This is a genomic window from Mycobacterium sp. IDUB_19, assembly GCF_055419445.1.
The window spans coordinates 40,504-54,940 of record NZ_JBVAXR010000007.1; the positions used below are offsets into that span (position 1 = coordinate 40,504).

The window sequence follows — 14,437 nt, forward strand, 5'->3', positions numbered from 1 at the left end:
ACCCGCTGCAGTCATGGGTACTTGGCTTGAACACGACGTTATGCCCGCTCCGCTCAATTCGGCAGGGCCGTTCGACTCCCATCGCGGCGCCGTTGGTCACGCACGCCCGCCGGCGCTATGGATCGCCGAGGATCAGCGATCGGTCAGCGGAGCGGTCCAGTGCACCCGGGTACCACCCTCGGGCGGAGTAGTGATTTCGCAGCTGCCGCCAACCTGTTCAGCGCGATAGACCATGTTCGCCAGGCCGCTGCGGCGTGGATTATCGAGGGAAATGCCACATCCGTTGTCAATGATGTCGACAGTCACCATGTCGGCGACGCTGACCTCAATAGTCAGTCGTGAGGCGCCGGAGTGGCGCACGGCGTTACTCACGGCTTCCGCGGTAACCGCTTCGGCGTGTTCGGCGAGTTCGCCGCCGACAGCAGTCAGCGGCCCGTGCAGTCGAACGGTGGTGATGATGTCGCGATCTTCGGTGAGGTCGGCAACCACTCGTTGTATGCGATTCCGGAAGCCGCCATCGTTCTCGGACGGGGATTTCAGCTGGAAAATGGTGGTGCGGATCTCCTCGATGATCGTCTGGAGATCGTCGAGCGTGCGATTGAGTCGGTCGCCAACCTCCGGTGAACGGACGCGGGCCACCGTGCCCTGTAGATCCATGCCCGCGGCGAACAGCCTCTGGATGACGTGGTCATGCAAGTCGTGGGCGATGCGTTCTCGCTCGGCCACCAGTGCGAGTTGGCGTGCGTGCTCGCGGCCGGCCGCGAGCATCAGTGCTATCGCCGCGTGCGTCGCAAAATCGCTGACCAGGTCGAGGTAACTGTCATCGAATGGTGGACGCTCCGCGCCACGGGCGACAGCGATCACGCCGGCCACTTCATCGTGGGCACGCAGCGGCATCAAGATCGCGCTGCGCTCCCCCACATCGGTGAAAGCCGGAATCGGGTAGCTCAAGGCTTCGGTGATCAATGGTTCGCCGGAGCGGAACACTGCGCCGCTGGTGGAAGAGTCAACCGGAATCCGTTGGCCGATAACCTCCGAGGCATTCAGCCCCACCGCCGCGGATATGACCAGCATGTCGATTTCGTCCATCGGTAGTTCGTCGTCGACTGGAACAAGCACGATTGCCTGCTCGGCTTCGGTTAGCGCGCAGGCGCGTTCGGCGATCAACTGCAACGGCATCCGGTTCGGTTCCGCACTGGACAACAGAGCGGTGGTGATTTCGCGACTTGCCTCCATCCACTTCACCGCCATGCGTTCGCGCTCGAATAGTTGCGCATTGTCGATGGCTACTGCCGCCGCGAATGCCAATGCACGAGCTGCCATTTCGTCGGATTCGGAGAACAACCGTCCTGGCTCGTCATGGGTGAGATAGAGGTTCCCGAATACCTTGCCCCGGATGGTGATCGGCACGCCAAGGAAGGCTTGCATCGCAGGATGGTGCTCAGGGAACCCGACCGCAGCCGGGTGCTGTGTCAGATCATCCAAACGCAAAGCCGGCGTGTCGAACAGTGACAGGCTGAGAACTCCCTTGCCAACCGGCAGATGCCCGATTCGACGCGCGTGGTCAACTTCGATTCCCTCGTGAACAAACGAGACCAACATTCCGTCGCGGTCGCGCAGCGCCAGGGCGCCGTACGGTGCTGAGGTCAACTTTCGAGCGGCAGCGACGATGCGATGCAGGGTTGCGTCCACATCGAGATCGGCGCCGATCTCGACGATCACCTGAAGCAAATGCTCCATCTGATCGCGCGATGCCAGCAACTCGTCGAGTTGATCGTGGATCCTGCCGACCAGTCCACGCTGGCCGAGTCCCGCAAAAGCCGAGCTGCTGTCGTCGCTGGCCAACCGCGTGATACCTCCGGCCCTTCCTGTCCCCCGCGGCAGCTGCGTGTTCTGCAAGGCAACAGACACCGAACAGGCAACGCGAAGATGCCGTCGCCAAGCATAGTCCCATCGAGATGACAACCCAACAAACTATGGATTGCCCAATCCTCACGACCGATGGCAGCTGGGAGCTGGTGCACCACGCCTGATCATGCTCAGGTACCAGCAGACGGCGGCGTGGTTCGTTGGTCCAGCTTCGAGGCGAACACCGCTGCCTGGGTCCGCCGCTCCATGCCGAGTTTGGCCAGCAGCCGGGATACGTAGTTTTTCACCGTTTTCTCGGCCAGGAACATTCGCGCGGCGATCTGCCGGTTGGTCAATCCTTCACTGAGCAGCCCGAGAAGCGTTCGCTCGCGATCGGTCAATCCCGACAGCGGATCCTTCTGCTCGGCGTTGCCACGCAGTTTCGCCATCAACGCGGCGGCTGCCCGGTTGTCGAGCAGTGACTTCCCGGCACCGACGTCCTTGATTGCCTGCGCCAATTCCATACCCCTGATGTCTTTGACGACATAGCCGCTGGCGCCGGCCAAGATCGCCTCGAGCATCGCCTCGTCAGAGGTGAACGACGTCAACATCAGGCAGCGCAACTCGGGAAGGTCAGACAACAGGTCGCGGCACAATTCGATGCCGTTGCCGTCCGGAAGGCGTACGTCAAGCACCGCGACGTCGGGTTGCAACGCGGGTATTCTGACCAGCGCTTCGGACACGGAGCCCGCATCGCCGATGACCTCGAGCTCAGGGTCGGATGCGAGCAGGTCCGCAAGTCCGCGACGAACTACTTCGTGGTCGTCGACCAGGAAAACCTTAACCATTTGCGAGTCCTTCCTGCCCCTGCCTCAATATCGCACATCATTCATATTCGCCCAGGTTCACAAATGCTGTAGGTGATTGACGATCAGCAGCGAGCACTCGGCGTCCTGCAGTATCGCACTGCCGATTGGTCCGATAAGTGCGTTCAGATGCTCACGGTCGTCAGAGCGGATCATCACTAACTGCGCCGATCGGTGCAAATGAGCCAGGTGGTCTAGCAGGCTGCCGTGCACCGCCGTCGACTTCACTTCGAGATTGGGATGGCGTCGCCGCCATCGCGCCAGTCGACCATCGAGGTCAGCCCGTGCCGGTCGATCACTGTGCTGCACCGTCGGATCGTCGGCCCGTTCGCAAACGACCACCTGAAGTGGGGCATTGCGCAGCCGGGCTTCCTCCATCGCGGCGCCCAGCAGCACGTCGTTGTCGGGGGCCGCGGGAATTTCGACGACAATCCCACGCGGTGGCTGAATGGGTCCATTGCGGTGGGTGCGGACGACAGCGACGGGGCAGCGCGCCGACATTGCCAGGGCCGCCGCGGTAGAACCCACTCGACCCGCCTGGAAATGGTGGATGCCGATCGCACCCACACACACCATGGACGCGGCAGCCGACGCCCGGATCAATGATTCAGTCGGCGGACCCTGGACAATTTCCGTCTCAATTTTCACCGGCTGGCCCGTGCCTTCGACTGCCGTGAGTGCCCGGCGCACCGCCGATTCCGCGACGGCAAACTCGCGCGCAACGGCATCCGGCCCCTCCGCCTGAACCCTGTCCTCGTCGATCAGGTACAGGAGGCGCAGCGGGACGTCACGGCTGACCGCCTCATCAACCGCCCAGAGCGCGGTCGCTATCGCCGCCTTGGAGCCGTCTACACCGACGACGACTGGCCGAGATGTTCGTAGCTCGTTCATTGCAAGGCTTTCGGGGTCAGTCCCGGATCAGCAGTACTGAGCAGTCGGGATAGCCAACGATCGGATGACAGTTCGGTGTGGCGAGGTCGGCAATCTGATTGGCTTCGGCCCTGCCTACAACGGCCAGTTCGATTGCACTGCTGTGTTTTTCGACAGATCTCGCGCCTGTGCCGGCGGCAACGACCTGGACGGGAACATCGGGATAACGTCGAACCCAGCTGTTCAGCCGCCGATCGATCTGGCGCACAGTAGCGCGGCGGCGCCGCCCTTCTTCCATGGCCTGGTGGACAACTTCGTCGTTGTCGGGTTCATCGTCGAGTACGACTGCGATCACGCCGGGCGCTGCCGGAGTGCCATCAGGATTGGTCCGGATTATTGCCAGTGAGCAGTTAGCGCGGGTCGCCAAGGTGGCCTCGGTTGTGCCGAGCAGCTTGCCGGCTTCCCATCCGCGCCGGTCGGTGCCCACACAAACCAGGGCGGCATCCCGCGATTCATCGACGAGTACCTGTTCCGGGTCACCGGAGAGCAGTACCGTTTCGACCTCGACGGCCTTTCCGATCTCGCGCACGGCTCCCGCTGCTTGGTCGAGCGCCGCTTCGCCGCGTTCGAGCTCCCAGTCGGAGAGTCCGGTCGACGCCGATTGCGATTCGCCCCGCGCGACGACATGGATAAGGCGAAGAGGAACCTGTCGGCGGATCGCCTCATCGACCGCCCACTGGGCAGCGTTGACGGCCGCTTTCGAACCGTCGATGCCCACGACCACCGACTTCGCATGCGGCTGGTTCATCTGCGCTCCTGACTGAACATTCGACCGGTTCAGCTCCAGGCTATTGAGCACATGGCCGTTTGCGGAGGGGCCATTAGGCCTCTCATCGGCAGCCGTTCGTCCCGCGGATACGAGGCTCTTACAGCGGTTATAGCCCCGACGGGTACGTTTCGGGAGTTTCGCCGGCGATCCAGAGACTCGTAGGTTCCAGGGGTTCCAGAGCTCGAGTCCTATCGATATGAATCATCGCGTCGAACTGGTCCGCGGGCCGGACATGGAAGTAATGGCTTTGCCGCTCGGTTTCCGGCCGATAGATCACACCGATGGCGCGCCCCAATCGAACGACGCCGAGCGGGTCGGCGGCATCCGGGCTGAGGTCTGCCGACACCAGGAACGAGCTTCTGCCGGTCTCGTGTAGCAATTCTTCGATGCTGCCGTTGAGCGCTGGCACAACAGCCTTTCGTTCCGCGACACCGCCCCAATCGCTGGCGGCGGTAACTGTGCCGGCGTATGTGCTGAATCCGATCAGGCGTGACTCATCGCCGTAGCGCTGGCGGACGAGTTGCCCCAGTGTGAGTTGCCCGTCGGCCCACACCTCGGTTGCCCGTGCATCCCCAACGTGAGAGTTGTGTGCCCACACCACTATTCGTGCTGACGGCGAATCATGGTGGCGGTCCAGATGCGCTAATAGCGCCTCGAGAGTCTCCGCCATGTGCTCATCACGCAGATTCCACGAGGTGACACGTCCGCTGAACATCGCACGGTAGTACTCCTCGGCGTTGCGTACCGTTTGCGCATTTTGCTGGGCGTAGAACAGCTCGTCTTCGGCGAGCAGTCCGTCCCTGCGTGCATAGGCCAAGGCGTTGCGCTGGATGTCAACCAGCTGTTCGATCGCGTCACTTTCGCAAGATGGACCGGCACCGAACGCCGCCGCGAAGCCGTACGCCTGACCATCATCAGCCGAAGCATGGTCGAAGCATGCGTAGCGGTTTCGCGCCCGCATCGCCGCCTTCGGGTCGACCTTTTCTAGGTAGGTGATCACTTCCTGCATCGACCGATGCAGGCTGTAGAGATCAAGTCCGTAAAAGCCGGCTTGCCGCACAGCGTCTGACTCGTGTCGCCGGTTGCGCATGCGCAGCCAATCGACAAAGTCGCGAACGACGGTGTTGCGCCACATCCAGGCCGGGAAGCGCTCGAATCCGCTCAATGCCTCATCGGCGGTCTCGTCCTCACCGAGGCCGCGAACGTATCGATTCACCCGGTAGGCGTCGGGCCAGTCCGCTTCCGCGGCGACCGCGCAGAACCCCTTCTCCTCGATCAGCCATTTCGTGATAGTTGCCCGAGCCTCGTAAAACTCTTGCGTCCCATGGGAACTCTCGCCGATCAGCACGACCCGAGCGTCACCGATAAGCTTCTCGAGCGTCTCGCGCGGCGGAACACCCGCTGGGGCATCGATTGCCACGCTGCCGAGCACCTCGGCGGGGGTCAGCTCCTTCGCCGTCGTTGTCTCGGTCGTCGGAGTAGCGAGCAGTTGCTGAACTTCCTCGTCAGTGACCTGGCGAAAATCCCAGAACGACTCCCCGACTGCGAGGAATGGGGTGGGCATACTCGCGCAGACCATGTCGTCCACCAGGCCGGCGAATTCCCGGCAGGTGGATTCCGGGGCGGCCGGCACCGCAATCACGATGTGAGCGGGCTCAGATTCGCGGAGCGCTTGGACCGCCGCGAACATGCTTGCGCCGGTGGCCAACCCGTCATCGACGAGGATGACAGTCTTGCCGGTCACATCGAGCGGCGGGCGTCCGCCCCGATAGGTGGCCTCACGCCGGACCAGTTCCCGGCCTTCACGCTCGGCAATGGTACGCAATTGTTCCGGCGAGATCCGCAGGCCACGTACCACATCGTCGTTGACCACCACGCGGCCGCCGCTAGCCAGCGCCCCGACCGCGAACTCCTCGTGCCCGGGAGCGCCGAGCTTTCGCACGATGAAGGCGTCCAGCGGCGCGTGCAGCGCGGCCGCCACCTCCCATGCCACAGGCAGGCCGCCCCTCGCCAAGCCCAGGACGATCACATTGGGTCGGTCGCGGTAGGCGCTAAGGAGGTTTGCCAGCATCCGGCCGGCCTCGCGACGGTCGCGGAATACGTGGCGTGGCGAGCGCCGGCTGGTATCAGCTGCTCTGGTCATCATCAGTTCCCTTCGATGTATCAGCGGCCGGGCCGTTTGAAGCCGACGACAAGCAAGCAGAAATCGCTGTCACGCAGAGCCGCAGCGCCAGGAGCGCCGAGAAGTTGCTCGACTGCCGCGGTCTGGGCCGCCCCGACCACCAACAACTGGGTAGCGTCGGCATGGTCACGGAGGTAGTCGACAACGGAGCCTTCCAAAACAACGGTGTCGATTTCGGCATCGGGGTAGTCGTCCATGCAACGCTTCATGTGGGAATCGCCGCCGACTGAATCCCGAAGCACCCGTAGTGGTGCGGCTCTATGCCGGGCCTCGTGGATCGCCAGCTCCAGAACGTCCATGCCATCTGGGGATTCATCCACGAGGGCCATGATCCAGCGGGCGTCCATTTCGTCGGTTTCGCGACGGTCTCCCCGGACGATAGCGACCGAGCAATGGCCGGATTTTGCCAATTCTTTTGCAGTCGAACCCAACCAGGCGTTCGGGTGCATCGCGGCTCCGGTGTCCCCGACACACAGCAACGTCGTGGAACGCGAAGCAGCGATGAGCCCCGCCACCGGTCCTCCGTCGACGATTTCCGTTTCGACCTTGACCGGCTTGCCCATTTGGTCGACGGCGTTGTACGCGTCGTGGACAACTTGCTCCGCCGCCGCCAGCGCGAATCGCGCTTCACCCGGTTTGGCGTTCGGGTCGCGTCGGGTGACATAGAGCAGACGCAGCGGAGTGTCGGTGCCCGCGACTTCGTCGACCGCCCACCGGGCGGCGCGAATCGCCGCTGCCGATCCATCCACGCCAACGATCACTGACTTCGGTGGATACCTGTCGAACATGAGAACTCCCGGCGACCAAGGACATTAAACAAGCTGTCCAAGACGCTACGGAGTCTGTCCGGTGCCGATCAGAGGCATTAGTCCTCATCTCTGGATCCGTTAGGCGGACGAGTGCCGCGCAAGGTCTGGTGACTTCGGGCCCTATCCGCGGACCGAACGAGCTGATCGGATTGCGTCATACAAGCGCCCGCTTACTAAAAGCACGGGCCGCTCGCCAACGAATAGCGACGGCTGACGTGAGAGTTGCTGTGCTGCAGTATCTTTTGCTCCCTCGCGGTAGAAAAGACTAGGAGATGTTGTGGCGATTCTCGACAACGTTCGGGTGTTCAACAAGCGCCTGCTCAATCCATTGATGCTGCATATGGCCGGACGAAAGTACTGGTATGCCTCGGTGGTTGAGCACACCGGCCGACGTTCCGGCGAGCACTATGCGACTCCGGTGGCCACAGAACGGGTGCCGGACGGGTTCATCGTTCCGCTGCCCTACGGCGTTGAGGTCGATTGGCTGCGAAATGTCCTTGCCGCGGGGCAAGCGACCATCCGGGCTCACGGCCAAAGCTATCGAGTGGTCGAACCCGAAATCATCTCCGCACAGTCCGCTGCCCCCCAGCTTCGGCCCGAGCGGCGCCGCACCTATGACCTGTTCAGGACAAAGAACTACCTCAAAGTGAAGTCTGAACCGAACTAGGCCCTTGATGCACCAGGGCGACTTCCAATGGGGCCATCCCTTAGTGGCGAATCTCCAACACCTCATGCAAGGGTTTGCGCGGCGTCGGTTCGGGAGCCAACTCGCCTTCCGGTTCGATGCCGACTCTGATCAAGACCTGCGGTACCGCAGCGGACCCCGTCGCAAGGTCGCGGATCATGTCCCGACTGGCTTCCAGCTCCGTGACGTGCGTGACGGGGCACGTCGCCAATCCGGCCATCGTGCACTCCAGCAGGATCGCCGAAAGCGCCTCGCCGCAGTTAAGGGCGTCGACATGTGAGTCGCCGCTGGTGGACAACATGAGAATCTTCGCTTGGTCGTACGTGCCCGCAGAGCTCAGCTCATTCGACGGGTCGATCGGAAACCGACGGTTCACGTCGACCCTCCGGTCATCTGACTCCGACACCAGTGCGCTTTGCGGTATCCCTTCCGATCCATCGACCAGTCCTGTCCACCAACGCAATTCATAGTGATACAGGTCGTCGTAGCGACGTAAAGCCTCGGTGAGTCGCGCCGCTTCGGCCAGTCGCGGTCGCACATCTTCGGACAATACCTCCAGACTGACCAAGTCGTTGTCGAACGAGCTGCGCAGCACGGGTTCGAACGACGCCCAGTGCTTCGGCGCACGGAAGGGTAGTCGGTTGGTCCGGCGACGCAATATCGCGGCTGCGCGATCACGCCGAGCCTGTGTCACGTAGTCGACCGGCGCAAAATCGACGGTTGCCAGGTGCTCGAGATTGTTCGGGTTGGGAAACTGATCGACGTTCGTTGCCCAACCGGCGGCGGCCATCGCACTCCGGAAGTGATCGAGCGCGGCGCCGCAGCTGATGATCGCTTCACGACCCGATTTGTCGGCCGACCGCACGATTTGCTGCGGATCGAGGAACAGGTCGACGATCGCGCCATCGGCAATCCACCGCCAAGGTTGGGCGTTGTGCAGCGACGGAGCATGACACGCCAGCTCGACTGCCGTCGTGATCACCTTCGTATCTGCCAGGGTCTCCGCCATCGTCTTCAGCCTTCCTCCGTATGGCTGAAACCCTCGTGCACGCGGACATCTGACGCCAGAGTCCTTGGTCCCCGGCGCCAGGTCATCGGACCTTCGTGAGACCGCCGCAACGCGCCGGCTCGTCGAAACCTGCCCTTCATCTCGACGACAAAGCGCGTCTTGACTGATGACTTGATGTATGCATCGCTGCGAACGTTGGCCGACGTGGTCAGCTACGTCGAAAATAACCAGCAAGGTAGCCCAATGGCCCCGCCCCGCAGGGACATACGACCCTAGGCGTTCACCCCGACGACACCCTAGCGTCGATAGCAAGTCACAACATTGACGAGGGGTTGACGTCATGCATCCGACGATGGATACCCAGGTACTGAAAACAGCGGTGCGATTGGCGTGCCGGGCTCCGTCCGTGCATAACAGCCAGCCATGGCGGTGGGTGGCGGAAGGCGCAGTGCTGCAACTATTCATCGATCGGCACCGCACCGTCCCCGGCACAGACTCCTCTAACCGCGACGCGATCATCAGTTGCGGCGCAGTCCTCGATCACCTTCGTATCGCCATGCTGGCGGCAGGTTGGCAAGCCGATATCAAGCGATTTCCCAACGAAAACGACCCCGATGAGCTCGCATCCATGGAATTCAGCCCCGTCGCACAGGTCACCCGCGCTCAGCGTGAGTGCGCCCTGGCGATTCTGCAGCGCAGAGCCGATCGGCTTCCGCTCCAACAACCCGCATATTGGGATTTCTTCGAACCCGCTCTCTTCAACGCCATCGATGACAGCCGGGTGAAACTGCACGTGCTCCCCGACGATGTTCGTCCGCGGCTGGTTGAAGCGGCGGAGCTTGCTGAAGCCGCCCGTAGCGACGACTGGCTCTATCTCGCCGAATTGGATTGGTGGACATCACCTTTTGCAATCAGCGAAGGTATACCTCCAAGCGCGCTGCCATCCGACGAAGAGCACTGCCGCGTAGATCTGGGACGCGCGTTCCCGGTCAGAATCCATGCAGACCGGCGCCCAGCAGTCGAGGCGGACTGGTCAAAAATTCTTGTCCTGTCCACCGAGGAGGACGACAGGGCCGACTGGCTGAGGTCGGGCGAAGTGCTGTCGACGGTGTTGCTGGAATGCACCGCCGCCGGGATGGCGACCTGCCCGTTGACCCATCTCACCGAAGTGGACGAAAGTCGCGATATCGTGCGCGGTCTGATCGACCAGTCCGGCGTGCCCCAGGTGCTGATCAGAGTCGGGGTAGCACCGCCGATCGATGATTCGCCCGCACCCACGCCGCGGCGTCCGCTGCACGATGTCTTCAAGGTTCGCTAGACGGACCGACAGAGGCGTTGACCCCTTTGGTCCCGACGGGGCAGGACCTTTGGCAGGCGCAACTGCCCGGCGTCGTCACTATTGTCATTCTCATGACGAATCCAAGCCAAAGCGACGACGGCGCCATCATCTTGCCGGTGCACGAGTGTTGGGACCTGCTCGCAGGTGTCACGCTGGGGCGGCTGGTCACGAGCGTGGATGGCCACCCGGGGATCTTCCCGGTCAACTATGTCGTCCAGCGGCGAACGATCCTGTTCCGTACCGCGGAGGGCACGAAGTTGGTCAGTGCCGCGATAAACAATGAAGTCGTGTTCGAGGTCGATGACCATAACGTCGCCGAAGGCTGGAGTGTGATCGTGAAGGGCACCGCGCGCTCACTTCGTACCGACGAGGAGATCGAGGACGCCGAGCGGGCCCAGGTCTTGCCGTGGACGACTTCTGAGAAGTCGCACTATGTACGGGTGATTCCGCAGATGGTGACCGGACGCCGGTTCCAATTCGGCTCGCCGCCAATGGAACAGTCCATTCACCTCTGACCGAGCACCGCCGGCTGCGGCTAGGCGCGGAAAGCACCGGTCCGAGTCGGCCGCTGGTGGTGATGCGGACGTGGGGTGAACTCCAGCGACAGCAACACCACTAACGCAGCTGGGATGTGTTGGACACGGAGCACGACGTATCGCCGCTCCCCCAGCGAGTGAAATTTGCGGAGATACCGGTATAGGGACTCAAGTCGGATCAATGGGTCCAGCAGATGGATCAACCGATACGCGACCCGCTGCATCGGGCCCGGATGGGCTGCTTGGAAGATTTCCGGAAACGCCGCGAAGGCCAGCGAAAGGCTGGTTGCGTTCTGGCTTTTCGCCGCGGCGATCATGTCAACGCTGAGCCGCTCGTCAACACCGTTGGGAGCGTCTGGGCGACGGTACGGCACGTCGAGAGTCACCTCTGATCCTTGTCCCGCAGTCGCGTATCGGTGAAAGGCCGCTACCCGCCCGCGCCGGTCACGAGCGATGGCCAGCGTGATCCCGGGCAATCGGCCTTGCAAGGCCCCGTCCAGACTCATACAAAACCCGCGCTCGGTGCCCGCTGCGTGGTGAGCGGCATACAAGACCTCAGTCAATTCGTCGAGCAGCGGGCCGGGGACTTGCTGCTCGTCAACGATCTCGGTGGTGATCCCGCCGTTGCGGGTGCGCTGCACCGCTTGGCGCAAGTTGCGAAAGCGTCTCCCCTTCAGGGTGAAGTGGCGAACATCGACGACGACATCGCGCCCGATCGGGACCTCCAACATCGACCGTCTGCCCTTCGGGCTTCGCCATAGTCCCAAATATTCTTCACCGCAAGCCAATACGACGATCCGCCAGCCCCGGCTGCGGCACATGTGGACGAAATCGTCAACCAGAAACTGGAATTGGAGATCATCACCGATCGGATCGCCGCTGACTACCGCGAATCCAAGCCTGGTGCGGTAAGCGATCGCCGCGGTCTTGTCGCTGTTGAAGTGATAGCTCTTGCTCGAGTGCATGGCGAACGGCGCCAATGGGTCCCCACGGGTGATGTTGACCAGAGCCCACACCTGCTGCAGTAACTCCGGTTGGGGTTGCGCCGTCGTCGGCCACATCAGCGCGAGCCCACTGCCACCCAGCAGAACGTTTCCGATTGTGCCGAATGACAAAAAGTGCGCACAAAGCCCACCGCACACGATCGCACCTGCGGCTATCGCATGCCTGCTGGTCACCGGACGACCAAGAAAGATACCTCGCGCAATCAGAGCAACCGCGGCAAGCAGCGCGACCGACCAACCGAAGCGGCCTGGTGCCACCCGGTCGTAGCCGAAGTGGTCACCCGCGACCAGTGCGGCAGTCCAGGCCAGGACGCACAACAACATCGCCGCGCTGATGAAGCGGCCCAGCGGGACATCACTTCTGACCAGCACCCGCTCGCGAGCACCTACCATTTCAGCCCCACCGCTTCTGTACGTGGTCTTCACCGTGGGCCCACCTACTCACGAACGACGAGGACTGAACATTCGGGATGGTGGAAGAGCTGATGCCCGGATGGACCTATCAGTCGCGCCACCTGATCGGCCTCCGCCGCGCTGATGACAGCGAGTTGCACTCGCTCCTCGTTGACACGTAGGAAGCTGGCGATCGCGAACTTGGTGGCGACGGGGTATGCCCGCACCTCGGGATGACGCTCCCGCCAATCCTGCACCCGACGCTCGAACGTGCCGTCGGCATACGCGGTAAGTTCTTCCGGCTGACCTCCGAGGATGAGCATGGGCGCCCTGCGCAGCTTGGCTTCCCACGCAGCGTATTTGACGACGGCGTCGTTGCCGGGTGCGTCGGTCATCCGGACGACGATCCAATTGATCTCCGGTGGTGGCTGATCAAGATTATTCGTCCGGATAACCGCGACCGGGCAATGCGCCTTGCCGGCGAGCTCGGTTGCCGTCGATCCCAAGATCGCCCGGGCGTAGCGCCCGATCCCCACCGTGCCGACACAGGTCATTTCTGCATCGCGGGATGCCTCCACCATGACCGCTCCGGCCGGCCCGCGCGGGATCTCAGTTTCGACCTCGACAGACTTTTGGCTCGCCTCGACGGCGAATTGCGCTTCACGAAGCGACTTCTCGGCGTGAGCAAGGTCGCGGTCGTAGTCATCCGAGGATGGATGCGTCTGCTTGATCACGGAGACAAGCCGCAGCGGTAACGAGCGGCTGATGGCCTCATCGACAGCCCACAAGGCGGCGGCGATTGCTGCCTGTGAACCATCGACACCCACAACGATCGCTTTCATATCTGTACTCCTCTCCGGACCACTTCCGAAGGCCGGATCACCCAGCGCTGGAAAGGTTGTCGGTACCGTGACGATCAGCCATCGCTGCGGGGGCCGGCCGGGCCAGCCGGTAGACATCGATCAACCGGGCCACATCGGTCGGCGTAACGATTCCGACGACCTTGCCCCCGTCGATGACCAGAGCGCGGCTACGAGCATCGATGGGCGCCATCCGATGCAACAAAGCATTAAGCGACTCCTGCGGTCCTGCGGTCGGCACGCTGTGCAACGGCACAGCGATATCGCCCACACGGGTAGTGGTGCGTCGTTCGGGCGCAAGTTCGCGCAGCTGCCGTAACGTGACCAGCCCTGTGATCGATCCGTCCTGATCGGAAACCGGGTAGGCCGAATGCCGGTCGCCGAGCACATAACGTTGGATGAAATCCTCCACAGTGATCCATCCAGGAGCAGTGTGGGGTTGGGGCGTCATCGCGTCACCGACGCGCACACCCTCGAAGATTTGCTGGTTCGTCACCTGTGTTTCCTCTTCGCGAGCGGCGACAAAGATGAACCAGCCGATGAATGCCAACCAGACGCCGCCGATAAGGCCGCCGGCCAGAAACTCCGCCAGTCCCAACACAATCAAGATGATTGCGACCACTCGTCCGGCGCGCGCCGCACCGATCGCCGCGCGCACGCTGTCGCCGTCGCGATGCCATAAATAGGCACGTACCAGCCGCCCACCGTCCAACGGGGCGCCTGGTAACAGGTTGAACAAGCCGAGCAGCAAGTTGATGGTGGCCAGCCACCAAGCAACGCTGCCGATGATCGCCGGGGCATGCAACGTCGAAATCGCCATAGCCAGTGCGGCGAACATCACGGACAGGGCAAGACTGGTGGCTGGGCCCGCGACCGCGATACGGAAGGCGGCCTTGGGGCTCTTCGCCTCTCCTTGCAGGGTCGTCACCCCGCCGAATAGCCATAGCGTCACGTCGCCTACGTTCACCCCTACTCGGCGGGCGACGACCGCGTGCGCGAGTTCGTGTGCCAACAGCGATGCCAGCAGCACCACTGCGCCGCACGCTCCGGCCAGCCAATAGGCCGGCCGCGAATAACCCCCGACGCTACCGGGCAACGAGGTTGCCAGGCTCCACGTGAACAGCCACAGGATCACAATCACACTCCAATGGACCTTCAGCGGAAAGCCCGCAAATCGTCCTAGCGGAATAGCGTCAGGCACCTTAGA

13 protein-coding genes are annotated in these 14,437 nt (G+C 62.6%); 3 read left to right on the forward strand and 10 right to left on the reverse strand.

Annotation, left to right across the window (positions count from 1 at the left end; all coding sequences use genetic code 11):
• Window positions 1-132 precede the first annotated feature (132 nt).
• The 6 genes from ACZY0B_RS08305 to ACZY0B_RS08330 form a co-directional block, all read right to left on the reverse strand.
• On the reverse strand, window positions 133-1,740 hold the full coding sequence (locus tag ACZY0B_RS08305) for a GAF domain-containing sensor histidine kinase (RefSeq protein WP_463763732.1): 1,608 nt from the start codon (window positions 1,738-1,740) through the stop codon (window positions 133-135).
• 299 nt (window positions 1,741-2,039) lie between these two features.
• Window positions 2,040-2,696: a hypoxia response regulator transcription factor DosR/DevR gene (gene dosR / locus ACZY0B_RS08310; protein ID WP_463763599.1), complete on the reverse strand. Its 657-nt coding sequence runs from the start codon at window positions 2,694-2,696 to the stop codon at window positions 2,040-2,042.
• A gap of 57 nt (window positions 2,697-2,753) precedes the next feature.
• On the reverse strand, window positions 2,754-3,605 hold the full coding sequence (locus tag ACZY0B_RS08315; RefSeq protein WP_463763600.1) for a universal stress protein: 852 nt from the start codon (window positions 3,603-3,605) through the stop codon (window positions 2,754-2,756).
• A gap of 16 nt (window positions 3,606-3,621) precedes the next feature.
• Window positions 3,622-4,362 (reverse strand): universal stress protein, encoded by a 741-nt coding sequence (locus tag ACZY0B_RS08320; protein ID WP_463763601.1) that lies wholly within the window; start codon window positions 4,360-4,362, stop codon window positions 3,622-3,624.
• A 157-nt stretch (window positions 4,363-4,519) separates the two neighbouring features.
• Window positions 4,520-6,562: an erythromycin esterase family protein gene (locus ACZY0B_RS08325; protein ID WP_463763733.1), complete on the reverse strand. Its 2,043-nt coding sequence runs from the start codon at window positions 6,560-6,562 to the stop codon at window positions 4,520-4,522.
• 14 nt (window positions 6,563-6,576) lie between these two features.
• Window positions 6,577-7,383, reverse strand: coding sequence for a universal stress protein (locus ACZY0B_RS08330; RefSeq protein ID WP_463763602.1), 807 nt, complete (start codon window positions 7,381-7,383; stop codon window positions 6,577-6,579).
• Window positions 7,384-7,681: 298 nt separating this feature from the next.
• Between ACZY0B_RS08330 and ACZY0B_RS08335 the strand changes: the two genes are divergently transcribed.
• On the forward strand, window positions 7,682-8,071 hold the full coding sequence (locus ACZY0B_RS08335) for a nitroreductase family deazaflavin-dependent oxidoreductase (protein WP_463763603.1): 390 nt from the start codon (window positions 7,682-7,684) through the stop codon (window positions 8,069-8,071).
• A gap of 40 nt (window positions 8,072-8,111) precedes the next feature.
• Here the strand turns inward: ACZY0B_RS08335 and ACZY0B_RS08340 are convergent, their stop codons facing one another.
• A complete protein-coding gene (locus ACZY0B_RS08340; RefSeq protein ID WP_463763604.1) occupies window positions 8,112-9,098 on the reverse strand; it encodes an Acg family FMN-binding oxidoreductase in 987 nt (328 codons plus the stop codon).
• Window positions 9,099-9,450: 352 nt separating this feature from the next.
• Between ACZY0B_RS08340 and ACZY0B_RS08345 the strand changes: the two genes are divergently transcribed.
• Together ACZY0B_RS08345 and ACZY0B_RS08350 are read left to right on the forward strand one after the other, a co-directional pair.
• Entirely contained in the window at window positions 9,451-10,416 is a 966-nt protein-coding gene (locus tag ACZY0B_RS08345) for an Acg family FMN-binding oxidoreductase (RefSeq protein WP_463763734.1), read from the forward strand.
• A gap of 92 nt (window positions 10,417-10,508) precedes the next feature.
• Window positions 10,509-10,952 (forward strand): pyridoxamine 5'-phosphate oxidase family protein, encoded by a 444-nt coding sequence (locus ACZY0B_RS08350; protein ID WP_463763605.1) that lies wholly within the window; start codon window positions 10,509-10,511, stop codon window positions 10,950-10,952.
• Between the two features lie 20 nt (window positions 10,953-10,972).
• On the opposite strand, the gene ACZY0B_RS08355 is transcribed toward ACZY0B_RS08350, so the two are convergent.
• From ACZY0B_RS08355 to ACZY0B_RS08365, 3 genes are read right to left on the reverse strand one after another with little or no spacing between them, the layout of a single operon-like run.
• Complete coding sequence (locus ACZY0B_RS08355; protein ID WP_463763606.1) at window positions 10,973-12,370, reverse strand: bifunctional lysylphosphatidylglycerol flippase/synthetase MprF; 1,398 nt, start codon at window positions 12,368-12,370, stop codon at window positions 10,973-10,975.
• 44 nt (window positions 12,371-12,414) lie between these two features.
• Window positions 12,415-13,212, reverse strand: coding sequence for a universal stress protein (locus ACZY0B_RS08360; protein ID WP_463763607.1), 798 nt, complete (start codon window positions 13,210-13,212; stop codon window positions 12,415-12,417).
• Window positions 13,213-13,249: 37 nt separating this feature from the next.
• Window positions 13,250-14,431, reverse strand: a complete 1,182-nt coding sequence (locus ACZY0B_RS08365; RefSeq protein WP_463763608.1) for a site-2 protease family protein — start codon at window positions 14,429-14,431, stop codon at window positions 13,250-13,252.
• Window positions 14,432-14,437 lie beyond the last annotated feature (6 nt).